Below are 17,368 nucleotides of genomic sequence, written 5' to 3' on the forward strand. Positions count from 1 at the left end.
AGGAGGCGGAAGGCGCTGAATCCCCCCGTCCGCAGGCCCAGGAGGAGGTCGCCCTCCCCCAGCCAGATCGAGGCCACGCTGAAGGCGAAGGTGAAGGCGACGAGGAAGAAGACGGGGCGGGCGGAGCGCAGCACGGCCGCGAGCGACAGGCGCGAGAGGCGGAGGAGAGCCGCGAACGTCAGGGTAGAGAGGGCCACGGCGGGGGCGTCCCCCGCGGCGAAGGCCCCGGACACGAGGCACAGGAGCCCCAGGAGCTTCGCCCTGGGGTCCAGCCTGTGAACGATGGAATCGGTGGGGACGTACTGCCCCATGACCATGGAGGAAAAACGCAAACTCAAGCTCCCCCTCTCGCCGACGATGGGGACGGGCGCTCAAAGTCGGGGGAGAACCCCTGCCTCAGGAGGTCCCACAGCGCCTCGACCCGCCAGACCAGGGGGAAGGACGGATGCCGCGCCCGGAGGCGGGCGGACACCTGAAGGGCCCCCGGCCACACGTCGGGCCGGAGCGCCTCCATCAGGGACGGCAGCACCTCCTGCGGCGTGCCCTCCGCCAGGCTCCGCCCCCCGTCCATGACCAGCACCCGGTCGCTGAAGCAGAGCGCCATGTCCAGGTCGTGGGTGATGGTGACGACGCTCCTGCCCTCGTCTCGCAGCCGCGTCAGAAGGGCCAGGATGCCGCGGCGGTAGGCGGCGTCCAGCCCCGCCAGGGGCTCGTCCAGGACGACGCAGTCGGGCCCGGCGGCCAGCGTCGAGGCGATGGCCGTCAGCCGCTGCTCCCCTCCCGAAAGCTGGAACGGGCTTCGGGACAGGAAGTCTTCCCTCAGCCCCACGGCCCTGAGCGCCCCAAGGACGGCCTCGTCGAGCGCCTCCCCCTCGAACCCCGCGTTCGCCGGCGCAAAGGCCAGCTCCTCGCGGACGGTGGGCGAGAACAGCTGCCTCTCTGGCATCTGGAAGACGAGGCCCACGCGCTGCCTCAAGCGGTAAAGCGCCTCCCCGCTCTGGGGCAGGGGGCTCCCCCTCCAGGAGGATGCGGCCGGCCTGAACCCTGTAGAGGCCGTTCATGTGCTGTGCGAGGGTGGACTTCCCGCTCCCCGTCCGCCCGACGATGGAGAGCCAGCCGCCTTGGGGCACATCAACGGAGACGTCCGAGAGCGCCGCCACGCCGTCCGATCCGTCGTCAAAGCGAAAGGCGAGGCGGCGCACCTCGATGAAGGGCGTCCGCCCGGCCGGGGAAACCCCATCGCGCCACCGAGGCAGGTTCCCCACCCGCCCCTCCAGCGCGCGGCAGATGACCTCGGCGTCGGCCGACGGAACGTCAAGGCCCAGCTTCCGAAGCCTCTCCGTCAGCCGACGAAGGGGAGGGAGCTCGAACCCCAGCGACTCCGCCATGGACCAGAACGCATCGGGTGGCCCCTGCCAGGCAAGGCGGCCCCTGGACAACAGCAGGACCCGATCCACGTCCTCGAAGTTCTCCAGCTGGTGCGTTACCTGGATCAGGGTGACGCCCGAAGCGTGTACCCGCCGCAGGACCTCCTCCACCTCCAGGCGCCCCTCCGGGTCCAGCATCGAGGTCGGCTCGTCCAGGATCAGACAGCGCACGCGGGCGGCCAGGGCTCCGGCCAGCGCGACGCGCTGCTTCTCCCCGCCCGACAGGGCGGAGACCATCGCCCTGCGCTTGTGCCGCATCCCGACCCTTTCGAGGGCCCAGTCCACGCGGGCCTGAATCTCCTGCGGGGGCAGGCCCTGATTCTCCGGCGCAAAGGCTGCGTCGTCCTCCACCACCGCCCCGACGATCTGGTTCTCCGGGTCCTGAAAGACGACCCCCACCAGCCCCCGCAGCTCCCGGAAGGGGAGGTCCTGCGCGTCGCGTCCGGATATAAAACAGGCGCCCCGCGATGGAACCTGCAGGGCGCCCATGATCTTGACGAGCGTCGATTTTCCGGACCCGTTGTGGCCCAGGACGGCGACCCTCTCGCCGCGGCCGACCCTGAGTGAGACGTCCTCGAGCGCCTGGCGCGCTCCGTCGTAGGAAAAGGAGACGGAGCGCAGCTCAAGCATGGGCGGGTGGGAGGCCTTCGATCCGTTCAAGGTTCAAGGACGGCGCGCTTACTTCTCGATCAGCTGGACGACGGCCATCTCGGAGCCGTCGCCCGCGCGGACGCCCAACTTGACGATGCGGGTGTAGCCGCCCTTGTCGAAGGACATGTAGCGGGGGGCCACCTCCTTGAAGAGCTTCGTCGCGGCCTCCTTGTGGGGCATACGGGAGAACACGACGCGAATGTCGTGCACCGAGCCGCCGCGAGCGCGGGTGATGAGCTTCTCGGCAACGCGGCGAAGCTCCTTGGCGCGGGTGACGGTGGTCCTGACCTGTCCGCTCAGGAACAGGCTGGCCGCCATGTTGCCCAACATCGCCATCCTGTGGCTGCCGTATCGGCCGAGCGTTCTATGATCCACACGGTGTCTCATAGGTTAATCCTCCTTACCTGCTTTTTCCTTTTTCTCGCGCAGCTTTAACCCCGCGCTTTCCAGTTTTTCCTCAATCTCGGTCAGAGATATCTTTCCGAGGTTGCGGATCTTCAAGAGGTCCTCGCGGGATTTCTGAAGAAGATCCCCAATCGTCTGGACCCCACCCCGCAGCAGGCAGTTCTCGCTGCGTATGGAGAGCTCCAGCTCGCGGACCGGCCTGGCAAGAAGTTCCTCGTTCCCCGCCGGCCCGATCCTCCTGTCCGCGCCCAGGTCGATGTCGTAGGCGCCGCCTCCGACGCCGTCCGGCCCGGCCTGGCCGACGCTGGCCACGATGTAGCTGAAACACTTCTCGATGATCTGGGCCGCCTCGCCCACCGCCGCGTCCGGGGCGATGATCCCATTGGTCCAGACGTCCATCGCCAGCCGTTCAAAGTCGGTCCTCTGCCCGACCCGCGCCGCCTCCACGCCGTAGTTCACGCGGAGCACGGGGGAGAAGATCGCGTCCGTAAGCAGCGCGTCCACGGGGAGATAGGCCGGCCTGGGGCGCTCGGCGGAGAGGTAGCCCGTCCCCTGCTCGATGTAGAGCTCCATGCTGAGGTGGGCCCCCTCCTCCATGGTGCAGATCTTCGCGTTCGGGTCGATAAACTCGATCTCGCCGTTCTCCGGGATGTCTCCGGCCGTCACGAGCCCCGCCCTCTCAACGTCCAGGGAGACCACGCGAACCTCCTTGCTCTTGGAGCGGACGGGGATGTGCTTCAGGTTCATCAGGATCTCCATCACATCCTCCCGCACGCCAGGGACCGTGCTGAACTCGTGCAGCACCCCGTCAATGCGCACCGACGTGATCGCAGCGCCCCGGATCGAAGAGAGGAGCACCCTTCGAAGCGCATTTCCCAACGTCATTCCATACCCGCGTTCCAGGGGCTCCAGGTACAGGCGCCCGTAAGTCGGAGTGTTCTCCTCCAGCTTAAGCACCGGGCGCAAGATCTCCAAGGTTTCCAACATAGTTTACGCTCCTATTCTTCGCAGACGCCAGGGGCCGCATTCAATCGCGCCCATCAACTTCCAGCCGCCGATCAAGGGGCGGTTAGACGCGGCGTCTTTTCGGCGGCCGGCAGCCGTTGTGAGGAATGGGGGTCGTATCCTTGATGAGGTTGACCTGAAGTCCCGCCGCTTGCAGGGAGCGGATCGCGGACTCGCGGCCGGGGCCGGGGCCCTTGACGATGACGTCGATCTCCTGCACGCCATGATCCTGAGCGCCCTTGGCCACCTGCTGGGCCACGATCTGCGCCGCGTAGGGGGTGGACTTGCGGGTCCCCTTGTAGCCCACGTTGCCGCCGCTGGACCAGGAGATGACGTTCCCCTCCTTGTCGCTGATGCAGAGGATCGTGTTGTTAAAGGTGGAGTAGATGTGGGCCACTCCATAGTTTATGTTCTTCTTCTCACGTTTTTTGCCCTTGCGGACTGCCGTTCTCTTCGCCACGCGAGTTTCGCCTCCTCTAAAAATTCCGTTCAGGCCCGGCCGCTACTTCGTGGCAACCTTCTTGTTGGCCACCGTGCGGCGCTTGCCCTTGCGCGTCCTTGCGTTCGTCTTCGTCTTCTGACCGCGGACGGGAAGTCCCAGGCGGTGCCGAAGTCCCCTGTAGCACCCGATGTCCATCAGGCGCTTGATGCTCATGCTGACCTCACGGCGCAGGTCTCCCTCCACGACGTAGTGCTCCTCAATCTCGCGGCGCAGCTTCTGAGCGTCATCCTCGCTGAGGTCCTTCACCCGGACGTCGGGGTTCACGCCCGTCGCCGCCAAAATCTTCCTGGCGGAGGGCACTCCGATGCCGAAGATATACGTCAAGGCAATCTCGATGCGCTTCTCGCGCGGAAGGTCCACACCTGAAATACGAGCCATTCGACTACCTCCTCACACCCTGGCGCTGCTTGTGACGCGGGTTACGGCTGCAGATGATGTGAACGACGCCATGACGGCGGATCACCCTGCAGAACTCACAGATCGGCTTGACCGACGGTTTAACCTTCATTGCTCCCACTCCTCGAAAAAAGAACTCGAAATAAGGTCAGCCCTTATTTATAGCGATATATAATCCTTCCCCGGCTCAAATCGTAGGGAGACACCTCGACCAGCACCCTGTCCCCCGGAAGGATGCGGATGAAGTGCATCCTCATCTTCCCCGAAACGTGCGCCAGAAGCTTGTGCCCGTTCTCCAGCTCCACGCGGAACATGGCGTTGGGGAGAGGTTCCGAGATCACTCCCTTAGCCTCGATGACTTCCTCTTTGCCGCCTGCGTTTGCCATATGCTGCCCTGCCTCTCCGTTCTGAAATCTCAATCTAAGCGCATCCCGAGCCCTGCGAGAATCTGGCAGAAGCGGCCTCGGTCGATGTTCTTACCCGCCTCTATCAAAGCGACCAACTCCGCCGCGCACTGCGGCGTCACCTGAACATGCCTTGGATTCTTCTTCTTGGGCTGCAGAACATTGAACCGCTCCGCATCCGCCAAAGCCAGTCGATTTCCGTCCAGGAAACCGACGACCACGTAAAGCCTGCCCCGGTCCTTTCCCTTTGTGGATCGGACCACCTGCCCAAGACGGCAGGAAACGGGGTCCGGGCCTAACGGCCCATCCGGCTTGTCCATGGGGTCAATATCTCAGGTCCGTCGTCCAGGACGACGATGGACCGCTCGAAATGCGCCGCGTCAGAACCGTCGGCAGTGAGGACCGTCCAGCCGTTTTCGCCCACCCGGACCGCCTCGCGCCCCGACATGATCATGGGCTCGATGGCCAGGGTCAGCCCCCTCTGCAGCATGACGCCGCGTCCCGGACGTCCGAAGTTGGGGACCTGCGGGGCCTCGTGCAGCTTTCGCCCCACCCCGTGTCCCGTGTAATCCCGGACGATGCCGTACTTCAGGGGCACGGCATAGGACTCCACCGCGTAGCCGATATCGCCCACCGTCTTCCCCACCCGGGCCGCCTCAATGGCCCTGTTCAGGGAGGTCTCCGTCACCTCCAGGAGCCTTTGACGCTCCGGGCTGATAGCCCCCACCGGGTAGGTGCAGGCCGCGTCCCCGAAGTAGCCGTTCAGGCAGACCCCCACGTCGATGCTGAGGATGTCCCCCTCCTCGAGCTTCCGCTCATCCGAGGGGATGCCGTGGACGATCTCGTCGTTGATGGAGGCGCAGACGATCCCCGGAAAGGGAGGCGTCCTGCTCGTCATCCGATACCCCTTGAAGGCGGCCGTCCCGCCGCAGGCGCTGATGTGCTCGTCCGCGATGCGGTCCAGCTCTCCCGTGGAGACGCCCGGACGGACCACCGTGCCGATGTGGTCCAGGATATCCGCCACGACCCTGCCTGCCTTGCGCAGCAGGTCGATCTCTTCGGGAGTCTTAAGGTGCAGCATGCCGGTTCAACGCAGCCTTTACCCCTGCGTAGATGGTCTCCGGGGCGCTTGCGGCGTCGATCTCGGAGAGGAGCCCCCGGTCCCGATACCAGGCGATCAGGGGTTCCGTCTGCTCGTGAAAGACCTTGAGCCTGTTTCGGATCACCGCCTCCTGGTCGTCGTCCCTCTGATGGAGCTCGCCGCCGCAGGAGGGGCACTTCGCGCCCGCGGCCCCGCCCATCGTGAGGAGGTTGAAGATACCCCCGCAGGAGCGGCAGGTCCTCCGGTTGGAGAGGCGGCGGACGAGGGCCTCGTCAGCGATGGAGAACAGGAGCACTGCGTCCAGCTTCGCGTGGTGCTCCGTCAGAAAGGACTCCAGGAACTCCGCCTGGGGCACCGTCCTGGGGAAGCCGTCCAGGAGGAAGCCCTCCGCCGCGTCGGGCTCCAGGAGCCGGGAGGACACCATCTTCAGGACGAGGTCGTCCGGCACCAGGACGCCCTGGTCCATGAACTTCTTGGCCTCCAGCCCCAGGGGCGTCCTCTCCCCCAGGTTCTTCCTCAAGATGTCTCCCGTCGAGACGTGGACGCACGCCTCCCGCTCCTTCAGCAGGGCGGCCTGCGTCCCCTTGCCGGCGCCGGGAGCGCCTAAAAGGACTAGTCGCATCTCGTCCCGCCCCCTACATGCGAAGCAGGCTTCCGGCCTTTCCGCCGGACTTCTTCAGTATCCCGTCGTAATGCCGCATCAGGAGTTGGGCCTCGATCTGGTTGATCGTGTCCAGGGCGACGCCCACGACGATCAGGACCGCCGTCCCGCCGAAGTAGAAGCTTCGGGTCCCCACGATGGAGGTCATCACGTTGGGGATGATGGCGACAATCGCCAGGAAGATGCCCCCCGCCATGGTGATGCGCTCCATCACGCGGCTGATGTAGTCCGACGTCGGCTGACCGGGGCGAATGCCCAGGATGAAGCCGCCGTACTTCTTCATGTTGGAGGCGATGTCCGTCGGGTTGAAGACCACCGCCGTGTAGAAGTAGGAGAAGAAGACGACCAGCACGACGTAGCAGAGCGTGTAGAAGGAGAATATCCTGCCCGCCGCGAAGAGGTCACGGATAAAGGCCCCAACGGCACTGTCGCTGAAGAAGTTGGCGATGGTGTAGGGGAAGATCAGGATGGAAGAGGCGAAGATGATCGGGATAACCCCCGCCTGGTTGATCTTCAGGGGGATGAAGGTGCTCTGTCCGCCATAGACCTTGTTCCCCACGACGCGCTTGGCGTACTGCACCGGAAGGCGGCGCTGCCCCTCCTGCAGGAGGATGCAGCCCGCCACCACGACGATCATCAGCACGAGCCCCGCAAGGAGCGCCAGGAAGTTCATCTCGCCGAGGCGCAGCATCGTCCCCACGCGGATGAAGGCCTCCGGGATACGGGCGACGATGCCGGCGAAGATCAGGAGGGAGATGCCGTTGCCGATCCCGTGGTCCGAGAGCTCCTCGCCCAGCCACATCACCGCCAGGGAGCCGGCCGTGAGGGTGGTGACGATCATGAAGGCGTCCCCCAAGGTGCCTGAGAAGATCCCCTGGCTGCCGATCCACGCCGTCATGCCCACGGCCTGCACGACCGCAAAGACGATCGAGCCGTACCGCGTCCACTGGATGAGCTTCTTGCGGCCGTCCGCGCTGTCCTTCTGCATCTTCTCCAGGGCGGGGAAGATCACCACGAGGAGCTGCATCACGATGCTTGAGTTGATGTAGGGCGCCACACCGAGGGAAAAGATGCTGAACTGGCTCAGCGCGCCGCCGGAGAAGAGGTTCAGGAAGTCCATCACCCCGCCCCCGACGCTGTTGAAGAGGTTCGCCATGGCGGCGGTGTCCACTCCCGGCGTTGGGATATGAGCCCCAAGCCGGAAGATGAAGAGGATGCCGAGGGTGAAGAGAAGGCGTCTTTTCAGGTCAGGCAGTTTGAAGGCGTCGCCGAGAGACCCGAACACGTCAGATCACCTCAGCCTTCCCGCCAACCGCCTTGATCTTTTCCTCCGCCCCCTTGCTAAAGGCGTTCGCCCTCACGGTGAGGGCCTTCAGCAAGTCTCCCTTCGCCAGGACCTTGACGGGAAGGGAGGCGCCCGAGATCAGTCCCGCCCTCATGAGGGTATCGGGAGTGACCTCCTGGCCGGCCTCGAACTTGTCCTCGATGGACCCGACGTTGACGATCTGATAGGTCCGCGCAAAGCGGGCGTTGTTGAAGCCGCGCTTGGGCGTCCGCCTCACGAGGGGCATCTGGCCGCCCTCAAACCCCGGACGAACGCCGCCGCCCGTGCGCGCCTTGTGTCCCTTGTTGCCCTTGCCGGAGGTCTTGCCCGTCCCGCTGCCGATGCCCTGCCCCAGGCGCTTCGCCTTGGTGCGGGAGTTCGGTGCGGGCCTGAGATCATGAAGGTTCATACCCGTCCCCCTCCTCAGTCTTCCACAGTCCAGACCACAAGGTGCCGGACGTGCTCGATCATTCCGCGGATCTGAGGGGTGTCCTCATGCTCCACCGTGGACTGCAGCTTCTTGAAGCCAAGAGCCTTGATCGTCCGCTTCTGGCGCTCCGCGAAACCGATGGCGCTCTTGACCCATTTGACCTTAATCTTAGCCATGGTCAAACCTCCTAATCCGCGGAGGCGGACGCCGGCTCTGCCGGCTTCCTGCCGCGGAGCTTGTAGATCTCGTCCGCCGTCCGGGTCTCCTTGATCGCCTCGAGGGTGGCCCAGGCCACGTTGATGGAGTTGGAGGTGCGCCCCACCACCTTGGTGACGACGTCCTTCACCCCTCCGAGCTCCATGATGGCGCGCACCACTCCGCCCGCGATAACGCCCGTTCCGGCGGGGGCGGGCTTGAGGAGGACCTTCGCCGCGCCGAAGCACCCGGTGACGGGGTGCGGCATCGTGTCGCCGTTCCTGCGGATGGCGACGAGCTCCTTGCTGGCCTTCTCGATCCCCTTGCGCACGGCCTCGGCGATTTCCTTGGCCTTGCCGATTCCGGCCCCGACGTAACGGTCGCCGTCGCCCACCACCACGAGGACCGCGAACTTGAAGCGCTTTCCGCCCTTGACGACCTTGCTGACGCGGTTTATGGCGACAACGCGCTCCTTGAGGTCCAGTGATTTAGCATCGATTCGCTTTTTGATCATGTTCAGCCTGCTCTCCTGATCCTAAAACTTAAGGCCGGCCTCGCGCGCCGCGTCAGCCAGGGCTTTGACCTTGCCATGATACTGATGCCCGCCGCGATCAAAGACCACCGTCTCGATCCCCTTCGCCTTCGCGCGCTCCGCGGCCAGCCTGCCGACGACCCTGGCGGCCTCCACGTTGCAGGTCCCCTTGAGCTCGCCCCTCAGGGCCTTCTCGAGGGTGGAGACGGAGGCCAGAGTGCGTCCCAGGTCGTCGTCGATGATCTGAACATAAAGGTGGTTCAGGCTGTGGAAAACGGCCATCCGCGGCTTCTCCGCCGTGCCGGCCAACGTGCGGCGCAGCCTCTCATGCCGCACAATGCGCATATCGTTTCTGCTTCGTTTTCTCATCTTCTGCGCTCCCTAGCTACTTCGCACCCGTTTTTCCGGCCTTGCGGATGATGTGCTCGTTCTCAAAGCGGATGCCCTTGCCATGATAGGGCTCCGGCGGGCGGTACTGACGCAGGAGCGCACAGGTCTGCCCCACCAGCTCCTTATCGATTCCCTTGACGACGATCTTGATCGGGTTCTCCACCACGATCTCGACGCCGCTCGGAGGGGTGAACTCGACGTTATGCGAAAAGCCCAGGTTCATGACCAGCTTCTTGCCCTGCAGCTGAGCCCTCCAGCCGACGCCCACGATCTCCATCGTCCTCTGGAAGCCCTCGGTCACCCCGGTGACCATGTTCGCGATCAGGGCGCGGGTCATGCCGTGCCACGCACAGGTCTGCTTGTCGTCGCCCGACCGGGTGACCTGCACCTTCTCGCCGTCAACGTCCACGGCGATGCCCGGCATGAGGGGCGCGAAGAGCTCGCCTTTGGGGCCCTTGACTACGATCTTATCTCCCTTGACGGAGACCGCGGCTCCCTTGGGCAGGGCCACCGCTTTTCGTCCAATACGAGACATAGAGAAGCCCCCTTACCACACGTAGCACAGGACTTCGCCGCCCAGGCCCAGCTTCATGGCCTCGGCGCCGGTCTTGAGCCCCTTGGAGGTGGAGAGGATCGCAAGCCCCAGGCCGCCCATGACGACCGGAAGCTTGTCCCTTCCCACGTAGAGGCGCCGACCGGGCTTGCTGATGCGGCGCAGCCCCTGGATCACCCGCTCGCGCTCCGGCCCGTAGGAGAGGAAGATGCGGATGGAGGCGTAGGGCTTCTTCGGATCGGTGATCGTCTTGACGTTTTTGATGTACCCCTCGTCCTTCAGGATCCTGGCGATGGCCAGTTTCATCTTGCTTGCGGGAACATCCACGCTTTCGCTGTAAATCATGTTCGCGTTGCGCACTCTCGTGAGCATATCCGCGATAGGATCGTTAACGTACATTCCGTTGCCCCCTTAGGCTACCAGCTCGACTTGACAACGCCGGGTATTCTGCCCTCGCGGGCAAGCTTGCGGAAGCAGCAGCGGCACATATCAAACATGCGCATATATCCGTGGATTCTGCCGCAGAGCGGGCAGCGGTTGTGCTGCCGAACCTCAAACTTGGGGGGCAGCTTTGCCTTGTACTTCAACGCTTTCCTTGCCATTTCAGATCGTGCCCCCTCTTCAGCGGTTGTTGAAGGGCATTCCCATGCCCTTCAGGAGCGCATGGGCCTCCTCGTCCGTGGACGCGCTCGTCACGATGGAGACGTTCATGCCCCTTGAGCGGATCACCTTGTCGTAGCTGATCTCCGGAAAGATCAGCTGCTCCCGGAGACCGAGGTTGTAATTGCCGCGCCCGTCAAAGCCCCTGCGGGAGACCCCCTGGAAGTCCTTGATGCTGGGCAGCGCAAGGGAGATGAGGCGATCCAGGAACTCCCACATACGGGTTCCCCTGAGCGTCACCGAGCAGGCCACGGGCATCCCCTCGCGGACCTTGAAGCCCGCAACGGACTTCTTGGCGCGCTTCAGGAGGGGCTGCTGGCCCGTGATGGCGCGGAGCTCCGCGATGGCGGCATCCATGAACTTGATGTCCAGCTTCGCGTCGCCAACCCCGATGTTCACAACGACCTTCTCGACCCTGGGGAGCTGCATGACGTTCTTGTATCCGAACTCCTTGAGCAGGGCGGGAGAGATCTCCTTCTTGTATTTTTCCAACATGCGCGGAACCATTTCTAACCCCTCCCCACTCAGGCCTTGTCGATGATCTCACTGCATTTTTTGCAGACTCGAACCTTCTTGCCGCTCTCCAGGAAGGAGGAGCCCACGCGCACCGCTGCGCCGCAATGGGGACAGACCAGCATGACCTTCGAGGCGTAGATGGGCGCCTCCTGCTTGTGGATTCCGGACTGGGGGTTCTTCTGGGTCGGGCGCATGTGGCGCGAGACCAGGTTCACGCCCTCCACCACCACCAGGTCGCGGTCCGGGATGCGGCGCAGGATCTTGCCCTCTTTCCCCTTGTCCTTGCCGGATATCACGCGCACCCGGTCGTTCTTCTTAAGCCTTACTGACATAATGGAACAGCCTCCTAAACCACTTCAGGCGCAAGCGAGAGGATGCGCATGTACTTCTTGGCGCGCAGCTCTCTGCCGACGGGCCCGAAGATGCGCGTGCCCTTGGGCTCGCCGTTGGCGTCGATGATCACCGCCGCGTTGTCGTCAAAACGGACGTAGGAGCCGTCGCGGCGGCGAACCTCCTTGCGGGTCCGAACGATCACGGCCTTGACGACCGATCCCTTCGCGATGTTGCTGTTGGGGATGGCCTCCCTCACCGAGGCGACGATGACGTCACCGATCGTGCCCCACTTGCGCTTGCTGCCCCCCATGACCTGAATGCAGAAGAGCTTCCGCGCGCCCGAATTGTCAGCAACGTTCAGTACTGTCGTCAGCTGAATCATAAGTTACTCCTCTCCGGGCGTATCAGAATCGAAGACGGGAGCACGCCGCATGACCTCAACCAGTTCCCATCTCTTCGTCTTGCTCAGGGGCCGGGTCTCGCGAATGCGAACCTCGTCGCCCACCCGGCAGGTGTTCTCCGCGTCGTGCGCCACGTACTTCTTCGCGCGGCGGATCCGCTTCCCGTAGAGGGGATGCTCCGCAAGGCGGGAAACCTTAACCACAACCGTCTTGTCCATCTTGTTGCTCACGACAATTCCCACGCGGACCTTGCGGTGCGCGGGAGCCGTCTCCTTATAAGGCTCCATGGAAACCTACCTCCTGGCGGCATCTGAGGCCATCGCCTGGCGCTTTTCCCCCGCGATGGTCAGCACTCTGGCTATAGTCTTGCGAACGTCACGGATGCGGCTCGTGTTCTTGAGCTGTCCGACTGCGTTCTGGAAACGAAGGTTAAAGAGCTCCTCCTTGTACTGGCTGTACTTCTCCTGAAGCTCATCCAGCGTGAGTTCGCGAAGTTTCGTCGCATCCATCAGTTTTCACCACCCATGCCTTCCCGTGATACAATGCGCACCTTGACGGGCAGTTTGTGCGAGGCCGTCCTGAAGGCTTCCGCCGCAAGCTCAGGAGATATCCCCGAAAACTCGAAGAGCACGCGGCCCCGCTTGACGGCGGCAACCCAGAACTCGGGAGCGCCCTTTCCCTTTCCCATACGGGTCTCCAGGGGCTTCTTCGTGTAGGGGCGATCCGGAAAAACCCGAATCCATATCTTTCCGCCCTTCTTCATCTTTCGGGAGATGGCGACGCGCGTCGCCTCGATCTGCCGCGCTGTAAGCCACACGTTCTCAAGCGCCTGAATTCCCCAGTCGCCGAAGGCGACCGTGGTGCCTCCCTTGGAGACGCCACGCAGCGGAGACCTGTGCGACTTGCGGTATTTGACTCTGCTGGGCATAAGCATAAAGGACTACCCCCTTGCCTTGTCGCGATCGCGGCGCGACCCGCGCATCATCATGGGACGCTCGTGCTCGCGGTCGCGGTAGATCCATATCTTGCAGCCGATCACGCCGTACATCGTCCGGGCCTCGGCGAAGCCGTAATCGATGTCCGCCTTGATCGTGGAGAGGGGAAGACGCCCCTCGTTGTACCACTCCGTGCGCGCGATCTCCGCGCCGCCGAGGCGTCCCGCCACCTGGGCCTTGATCCCCAGGACGCCCGCCTTCGTCGCACGGAAGATGGCCTGCTTCATGGCCCTGCGGAAGGAGACGCGGCGCTCCAGGGCGGAGGCGATGCTCTCCGAAACCAGCTGGGCCTCCACGTCGGGGTTCTTCAGCTCATGGACGTTCACCATCACCTTGCCGCCGGTCATGGCCTGAAGCTCGTCCTTGATCGTCTGGATCTCCGTGCCGCCCTTGCCAATCACGACGCCGGGGCGCGCCGTCCAGATCGTGAAGCGAATCACGTGCCCCACGCGCTCGATCTCGACGCGGGAGATGGCGGCTCCCTCCCACTTCTTCATGATCCAGTCATGAAGCCTGAGGTCCTCATGGAGTTTCGCGGCGTACTCCTTGCGCCCCGCGTACCATTTGGACTGCCAGTCCGACGCGACACCAAGCCTGTATCCTACGGGATGAACCTTCTGTCCCACGAATAAACCCTCCTAACGTTCCGCAACCGTAACGGTCACATGGGATGTGCGATGCACATAAGGATGAGCGCGCCCCATGGAGACGGGACGAAAGCGCTTCATCACGGGTCCCTGGTCCGCGAAGGCCGTGAGGACGTACAGCTTATCCATATCCATCCCGTAGTTGTGCTCTGCGTTCGCCACCGCGCTCTGAAGGACCTTGTACACGATCCGCGCAGCCTTCTGGGGGCTGAAGCGAAGGATCGTGAGGGCCTCCTCGGCGCCCTTGCCTCGAATCAGGGTGAGGACCTGCCTCACCTTCGTCGGGGCGATCCGGGCCTGGCGAGCCATGGCCCTTGCCATCGTCTTAGCTTCCATCAGCGGCCCCCTCCTACTTAACGCCCTTGGCGGCGCGCTCCTGCCCGGCGTGGCGCGCGGACTTGCGCGTCGGGGCAAACTCCCCCAGCTTGTGCCCCACCATGTTCTCGCTGATGTACACCGGCAGGTGCATCCGGCCGTTGTGCACGGCGATGGTGTGCCCGATCATCTGGGGGACCACCGTGGAGCGACGGGACCAGGTCTTGATGACCTTCTTGTTTCCCGATATGTTCATATCCTCAATTCTAGCCAGGAGCCTCTGTTCGATAAAAGGTCCCTTTTTAGTAGAACGAGCCATCCTCTAACGTCCTCCTCGTCTGTTACTTATCGTAACGGCGGCGCACGATCAGCCTGTCGGAGGCCTTGTGTCTGCGCGTACGATATCCCTTAGCCGGCGTACCCCAAGGAGAAACGGGATGCTTGTTGCTCTTGCTCTTTCCCTCGCCGCCGCCCAACGGGTGGTCCACCGGGTTCATCACCATGCCGCGGACGGAGGAACGACGGCCGCTCCAGCGGGTCTTCCCCGCCTTGCCCAGGGAGATGTTCTCATACTCCTCGTTTCCGACCTGCCCCACCGTGGCCATGCACTCCAGGAGGAAGAGGCGGAGCTCGCCGCTCGGCATGCGGAGGTAGGCGTACTTCCCCTCCTTGGCCATGAGCTGCGCGGAGGTCCCTGCGGAGCGGACCAGCTTCGCGCCGTGGCCCGGCTGAAGCTCGAGGTTGTGAACGACGGCGCCCACCGGAATGTCCTTCAGCTTCAGGGCGTTGCCCGGCGTGATGTCCGCCTCCGGCCCGGCCAGGATCGTGTCCCCCACCTTCAGGCCCTTGGGGAGAAGGATGTAGCGCTTCTCGCCGTCCAGGTAGTGAATCAGGGCGATGCGGGCGTTGCGGTTGGGGTCGTACTCGATCGTCGCAACCTTGCCGGGGACGCCGATCTTGTCGCGGCGAAAGTCGATGATGCGGTAGGCGCGCCTGTGCCCGCCGCCGATGTGGCGCATCGTGATGCGCCCCGTGTTGTTGCGTCCGCCGTGCTTGCGCAGCTCACGGGTCAGGGAACGCTCCGGCTTGTCCGCCGTGATGTCCTCACGTCCCTGAATGGTCATCTGACGGCGGCCAGGGGTATAGGGTTTGAACTGTTTGATTGACATATCGACTTACCCCTTTCTAAATCGAAGCGCCCTCGAAGAACTCGATGCGCTGCCCCTGGGGAAGGGATACGATCGCCTTTTTCCAGGAGCGCGTCCTTCCAACGGAAGCGCCCATGCGCTTGGGCTTGCTTTTGACGTTGATGGTGTTGACGCTCAAGACCTTGACCTTGAAGGCCTCCTCGACCGCTTTGCGGATCTGAATCTTGTTCACGTCCCGGCGAACCTCGAAGGTGTACTTGTTGAGCTCCATCAGAGCGCTGCTCTTCTCCGTGACGACGGGGCGAATAATGATATCGTGAGCTGAAAGACTCATCTCGCGTAAACCTCCTCAAGGCGGGCGACGACCTCCGGAGTCACAACCAGCGTCCTGGAGTTCAGAAGATCGTAAACGTTGATGCTCGCAACGTTCAGATACCTGGCTCCGGGAATGTTCCGGACGGAGCGGGCCACGTTCTCGCCGTTGCCGCTATAGATCACGAGGGCCTTCTCGGCGCCGATGGCGTCCATGAAGCCCTTCATCGTCTTCGTTGAGGGGGCCTCCATCTCCATGCCCCGGACCACCAGCATCTGCGCGTCGCGGACCTTCACGGAGAGGGCGCTCAAGAGCGCCAGACGACGAACCTTCTTGTTCACCTTCTGGCTGTAGTCCCTCATCTTGGGGCCGTGAGCGACGCCGCCGTGGACCCAGAGGGGAGAACGGGTGCTCCCCTGACGGGCGCGGCCCGTGTGCTTCTGGCGCCAGGGCTTCTTGCCACCGCCGCTGACGTCGCCGCGGGTCTTCACCGCGTGCGTCCCCTGGCGGCAGTTCGCGAGGTGCGCCACCACCACCTGATGCATGGCGGCAACGTGGATCGGCGCGCCGAACACCACCTCGGAGAGCTCCATCTCGCCGGCGCTCTGGCCGCTGAAATCAACCACTTTAATCGTTGGCATAATCGGTTACCTCCTTCCCCTATCCCTTACTTTTTGTACAGGGCGACCAGGCCGTCTTTAGCGCCCGGCACGGCCCCCTTGACAAGGAGGAGGTTGTTCTCCAGATCGACGGCCATCACCGTCAGGTTCTTGACCGTGACCTTGTCGCTTCCCATGTGTCCGGGCATCCTCTTCCCCGGAAACACGCGCCCCGGGTAGGAGATAGCGCCGCTCGAGCCACCATGGCGATGTTCCACCGAGGTTCCGTGGCTGAACTGCTGGCCGCCGAAGTGATACCGCTTCATGACTCCGGCAAAGCCCTTACCCTTACTGACTCCGCTGACGTCTATCCTCTCGCCCGCCTCAAACAAATCCACCCTGATTTCCTGCCCCACCTCGTAGCCCTCCGCCTTGTCGAGGCGGAACTCGCGAAGCGTCCTTTTGGGCTCGACCTTGTTCTTGTCGAACAGGCCCTTTACGGGTTTGGACAGCTTGTGGGGCTTCACGGCCCCAAAGCCGAGAAGAACGGCAGAGTACCCGTTCTGTTCGGGGGTTCGGACGGCCACGACCGGACACGGCCCCGCCGCGATGACCGTCACCGCAACGGCCTGTCCCTCAGCGTCGAAAATCTGAGTCATGCCCATCTTCTTCCCCAGGATCCCTATACCCATCGTTTTCTCTCCTTTCAGCCTAAGCGCTTTCCGTCGGCCTCAGCCCCAGGGCTAGAGCTTTATCTGGATGTCCACTCCAGAGGAAAGATTAAGCTGCATCAACGCATCCATGGTCTTCTGCGTCGGTTCGATAATGTCGATGAGGCGCTTGTGCGTCCTCATCTCAAACTGCTCCCGCGCGTCCTTGTCCTTGTGGGGCGACTTCAGGATCGTCACCCGGCCGATCTCGGTGGGCAGCGGGATGGGGCCAGAAACCCTGGCCCCCGTGCCGGCCGCCGTCTCCGCGATCTGGGCCGCAGACGTGTCGAGAATTCTGTGGTCAAACGCCTTCAAACGAATGCGGATCCTCTTAGCCACTTGAGCGTCCCTCTTCCTGCAGCGTTATTCCAGGATTTTGGTGACGACGCCTGCGCCCACCGTGTGGCCGCCCTCGCGCACCGCGAAGCGCAGCCCCTCCTCCATGGCGATGGGCACGATCAAAGACACCTCAAACGTGGCGTTGTCACCAGGCATCACCATCTCCACACCATCCGGCAGCTTGATGTCACCCGTCACGTCCGTCGTCCGGAAGTAGAACTGCGGCTTGTACCCCGCAAAGAACGGCGTATGGCGCCCGCCCTCCTCCTTCTTCAGAACGTACACCTCGCCCTTGAACTTCGTGTGCGGCGTCACCGTACCGGGCTTCGCCAACACCTGGCCACGCTCCACCTGGTCCTTGTCAATGCCACGGAGCAGTATCCCGACGTTGTCTCCAGCCTCCGCGTCGTCCAGG

Annotated in this window: 33 protein-coding genes and 2 pseudogenes; all 35 read right to left on the reverse strand. The window is 63.5% G+C overall.

What is annotated here, in order from left to right:
* Positions 1–338 (reverse strand): annotated as a pseudogene (locus tag SY1_RS04295) (hypothetical protein); the annotation flags it as partial.
* Positions 335–1,006, reverse strand: coding sequence for an energy-coupling factor ABC transporter ATP-binding protein (locus SY1_RS12530; protein WP_341524221.1), 672 nt, complete (start codon positions 1,004–1,006; stop codon positions 335–337). The gene SY1_RS12530 and the pseudogene SY1_RS04295, both read right to left, overlap by 4 nt.
* A gap of 7 nt (positions 1,007–1,013) precedes the next feature.
* A pseudogene (locus SY1_RS12755) lies at positions 1,014–2,057 on the reverse strand (ATP-binding cassette domain-containing protein); the annotation flags it as partial.
* A 48-nt stretch (positions 2,058–2,105) separates the two neighbouring features.
* A complete protein-coding gene (gene rplQ / locus SY1_RS04310; protein WP_208872815.1) occupies positions 2,106–2,465 on the reverse strand; it encodes a 50S ribosomal protein L17 in 360 nt (119 codons plus the stop codon).
* Between the two features lie 3 nt (positions 2,466–2,468).
* Positions 2,469–3,470: a DNA-directed RNA polymerase subunit alpha gene (locus SY1_RS04315; protein WP_015556297.1), complete on the reverse strand. Its 1,002-nt coding sequence runs from the start codon at positions 3,468–3,470 to the stop codon at positions 2,469–2,471.
* Positions 3,471–3,552: 82 nt separating this feature from the next.
* Complete coding sequence (gene rpsK, locus SY1_RS04320) at positions 3,553–3,948, reverse strand: 30S ribosomal protein S11 (protein ID WP_208872817.1); 396 nt, start codon at positions 3,946–3,948, stop codon at positions 3,553–3,555.
* Between the two features lie 42 nt (positions 3,949–3,990).
* Positions 3,991–4,368, reverse strand: a complete 378-nt coding sequence (gene rpsM, locus SY1_RS04325; RefSeq protein WP_015556298.1) for a 30S ribosomal protein S13 — start codon at positions 4,366–4,368, stop codon at positions 3,991–3,993.
* A 4-nt stretch (positions 4,369–4,372) separates the two neighbouring features.
* Positions 4,373–4,498 (reverse strand): 50S ribosomal protein L36, encoded by a 126-nt coding sequence (gene rpmJ / locus SY1_RS04330; RefSeq protein WP_208872819.1) that lies wholly within the window; start codon positions 4,496–4,498, stop codon positions 4,373–4,375.
* Between the two features lie 43 nt (positions 4,499–4,541).
* Positions 4,542–4,772, reverse strand: a complete 231-nt coding sequence (gene infA / locus SY1_RS04335; RefSeq protein ID WP_015556299.1) for a translation initiation factor IF-1 — start codon at positions 4,770–4,772, stop codon at positions 4,542–4,544.
* Positions 4,773–4,801: 29 nt separating this feature from the next.
* Positions 4,802–4,975 carry a KOW domain-containing RNA-binding protein gene (locus SY1_RS04340; RefSeq protein WP_208872821.1) on the reverse strand — a complete coding sequence of 58 codons (174 nt, stop codon included), beginning with the start codon at positions 4,973–4,975 and terminating at the stop codon, positions 4,802–4,804.
* A gap of 110 nt (positions 4,976–5,085) precedes the next feature.
* Positions 5,086–5,871 carry a type I methionyl aminopeptidase gene (gene map / locus SY1_RS04345; RefSeq protein ID WP_015556301.1) on the reverse strand — a complete coding sequence of 262 codons (786 nt, stop codon included), beginning with the start codon at positions 5,869–5,871 and terminating at the stop codon, positions 5,086–5,088.
* Entirely contained in the window at positions 5,858–6,514 is a 657-nt protein-coding gene (locus SY1_RS04350) for an adenylate kinase (protein ID WP_015556302.1), read from the reverse strand. Before SY1_RS04350 ends, map begins: the two co-directional genes overlap by 14 nt.
* Positions 6,515–6,527: 13 nt before the next feature.
* Positions 6,528–7,838, reverse strand: coding sequence for a preprotein translocase subunit SecY (gene secY, locus SY1_RS04355; protein WP_208872823.1), 1,311 nt, complete (start codon positions 7,836–7,838; stop codon positions 6,528–6,530).
* Between the two features lies 1 nt (position 7,839).
* Positions 7,840–8,286 (reverse strand): 50S ribosomal protein L15, encoded by a 447-nt coding sequence (rplO, locus tag SY1_RS04360; RefSeq protein WP_015556303.1) that lies wholly within the window; start codon positions 8,284–8,286, stop codon positions 7,840–7,842.
* Positions 8,287–8,300: 14 nt separating this feature from the next.
* On the reverse strand, positions 8,301–8,483 hold the full coding sequence (rpmD, locus tag SY1_RS04365) for a 50S ribosomal protein L30 (protein ID WP_015556304.1): 183 nt from the start codon (positions 8,481–8,483) through the stop codon (positions 8,301–8,303).
* Between the two features lie 11 nt (positions 8,484–8,494).
* The gene (gene rpsE, locus SY1_RS04370) at positions 8,495–9,016 is read right to left on the reverse strand and encodes a 30S ribosomal protein S5 (protein ID WP_015556305.1); all 522 of its coding nucleotides are present in this window, start codon (positions 9,014–9,016) and stop codon (positions 8,495–8,497) included.
* Positions 9,017–9,037: 21 nt separating this feature from the next.
* Positions 9,038–9,403, reverse strand: a complete 366-nt coding sequence (gene rplR, locus SY1_RS04375; protein WP_208872825.1) for a 50S ribosomal protein L18 — start codon at positions 9,401–9,403, stop codon at positions 9,038–9,040.
* A gap of 16 nt (positions 9,404–9,419) precedes the next feature.
* A complete protein-coding gene (gene rplF / locus SY1_RS04380) occupies positions 9,420–9,959 on the reverse strand; it encodes a 50S ribosomal protein L6 (RefSeq protein WP_208872827.1) in 540 nt (179 codons plus the stop codon).
* Between the two features lie 12 nt (positions 9,960–9,971).
* Entirely contained in the window at positions 9,972–10,376 is a 405-nt protein-coding gene (gene rpsH / locus SY1_RS04385; RefSeq protein WP_015556306.1) for a 30S ribosomal protein S8, read from the reverse strand.
* A gap of 17 nt (positions 10,377–10,393) precedes the next feature.
* The gene (locus SY1_RS04390) at positions 10,394–10,579 is read right to left on the reverse strand and encodes a type Z 30S ribosomal protein S14 (RefSeq protein WP_015556307.1); all 186 of its coding nucleotides are present in this window, start codon (positions 10,577–10,579) and stop codon (positions 10,394–10,396) included.
* 19 nt (positions 10,580–10,598) lie between these two features.
* A complete protein-coding gene (gene rplE, locus SY1_RS04395) occupies positions 10,599–11,144 on the reverse strand; it encodes a 50S ribosomal protein L5 (RefSeq protein WP_015556308.1) in 546 nt (181 codons plus the stop codon).
* 17 nt (positions 11,145–11,161) lie between these two features.
* Positions 11,162–11,485 (reverse strand): 50S ribosomal protein L24, encoded by a 324-nt coding sequence (gene rplX, locus SY1_RS04400; RefSeq protein WP_015556309.1) that lies wholly within the window; start codon positions 11,483–11,485, stop codon positions 11,162–11,164.
* A 14-nt stretch (positions 11,486–11,499) separates the two neighbouring features.
* Positions 11,500–11,868, reverse strand: a complete 369-nt coding sequence (gene rplN, locus SY1_RS04405; protein WP_015556310.1) for a 50S ribosomal protein L14 — start codon at positions 11,866–11,868, stop codon at positions 11,500–11,502.
* A gap of 3 nt (positions 11,869–11,871) precedes the next feature.
* Complete coding sequence (gene rpsQ / locus SY1_RS04410; RefSeq protein ID WP_015556311.1) at positions 11,872–12,174, reverse strand: 30S ribosomal protein S17; 303 nt, start codon at positions 12,172–12,174, stop codon at positions 11,872–11,874.
* 6 nt (positions 12,175–12,180) lie between these two features.
* Complete coding sequence (rpmC, locus tag SY1_RS04415; RefSeq protein WP_015556312.1) at positions 12,181–12,396, reverse strand: 50S ribosomal protein L29; 216 nt, start codon at positions 12,394–12,396, stop codon at positions 12,181–12,183.
* Positions 12,396–12,821, reverse strand: a complete 426-nt coding sequence (gene rplP / locus SY1_RS04420; protein ID WP_015556313.1) for a 50S ribosomal protein L16 — start codon at positions 12,819–12,821, stop codon at positions 12,396–12,398. The genes rpmC and rplP overlap by 1 nt, the downstream gene beginning before the upstream one ends.
* Positions 12,822–12,827: 6 nt before the next feature.
* Positions 12,828–13,508: a 30S ribosomal protein S3 gene (gene rpsC / locus SY1_RS04425; protein WP_208872829.1), complete on the reverse strand. Its 681-nt coding sequence runs from the start codon at positions 13,506–13,508 to the stop codon at positions 12,828–12,830.
* A gap of 12 nt (positions 13,509–13,520) precedes the next feature.
* Positions 13,521–13,865: a 50S ribosomal protein L22 gene (gene rplV, locus SY1_RS04430; protein ID WP_015556314.1), complete on the reverse strand. Its 345-nt coding sequence runs from the start codon at positions 13,863–13,865 to the stop codon at positions 13,521–13,523.
* 13 nt (positions 13,866–13,878) lie between these two features.
* Complete coding sequence (gene rpsS, locus SY1_RS04435; protein WP_208872831.1) at positions 13,879–14,163, reverse strand: 30S ribosomal protein S19; 285 nt, start codon at positions 14,161–14,163, stop codon at positions 13,879–13,881.
* Between the two features lie 22 nt (positions 14,164–14,185).
* Entirely contained in the window at positions 14,186–15,013 is an 828-nt protein-coding gene (rplB, locus tag SY1_RS04440) for a 50S ribosomal protein L2 (RefSeq protein ID WP_015556316.1), read from the reverse strand.
* A gap of 16 nt (positions 15,014–15,029) precedes the next feature.
* The gene (gene rplW, locus SY1_RS04445; protein ID WP_015556317.1) at positions 15,030–15,326 is read right to left on the reverse strand and encodes a 50S ribosomal protein L23; all 297 of its coding nucleotides are present in this window, start codon (positions 15,324–15,326) and stop codon (positions 15,030–15,032) included.
* Positions 15,323–15,946 carry a 50S ribosomal protein L4 gene (gene rplD, locus SY1_RS04450; protein ID WP_015556318.1) on the reverse strand — a complete coding sequence of 208 codons (624 nt, stop codon included), beginning with the start codon at positions 15,944–15,946 and terminating at the stop codon, positions 15,323–15,325. Before rplD ends, rplW begins: the two co-directional genes overlap by 4 nt.
* Positions 15,947–15,972: 26 nt before the next feature.
* The gene (rplC, locus tag SY1_RS04455; protein ID WP_015556319.1) at positions 15,973–16,596 is read right to left on the reverse strand and encodes a 50S ribosomal protein L3; all 624 of its coding nucleotides are present in this window, start codon (positions 16,594–16,596) and stop codon (positions 15,973–15,975) included.
* Positions 16,597–16,647: 51 nt separating this feature from the next.
* Positions 16,648–16,953: a 30S ribosomal protein S10 gene (gene rpsJ, locus SY1_RS04460; RefSeq protein ID WP_208872833.1), complete on the reverse strand. Its 306-nt coding sequence runs from the start codon at positions 16,951–16,953 to the stop codon at positions 16,648–16,650.
* A gap of 24 nt (positions 16,954–16,977) precedes the next feature.
* A partial coding sequence (locus SY1_RS04465) for an EF-Tu C-terminal domain-related protein (RefSeq protein ID WP_481128936.1) occupies positions 16,978–17,368 on the reverse strand: 391 nt, incomplete at its 5' end.

The organism is Fretibacterium fastidiosum, assembly GCF_000210715.1.
GTDB lineage: Bacteria > Synergistota > Synergistia > Synergistales > Aminobacteriaceae > Fretibacterium > Fretibacterium fastidiosum.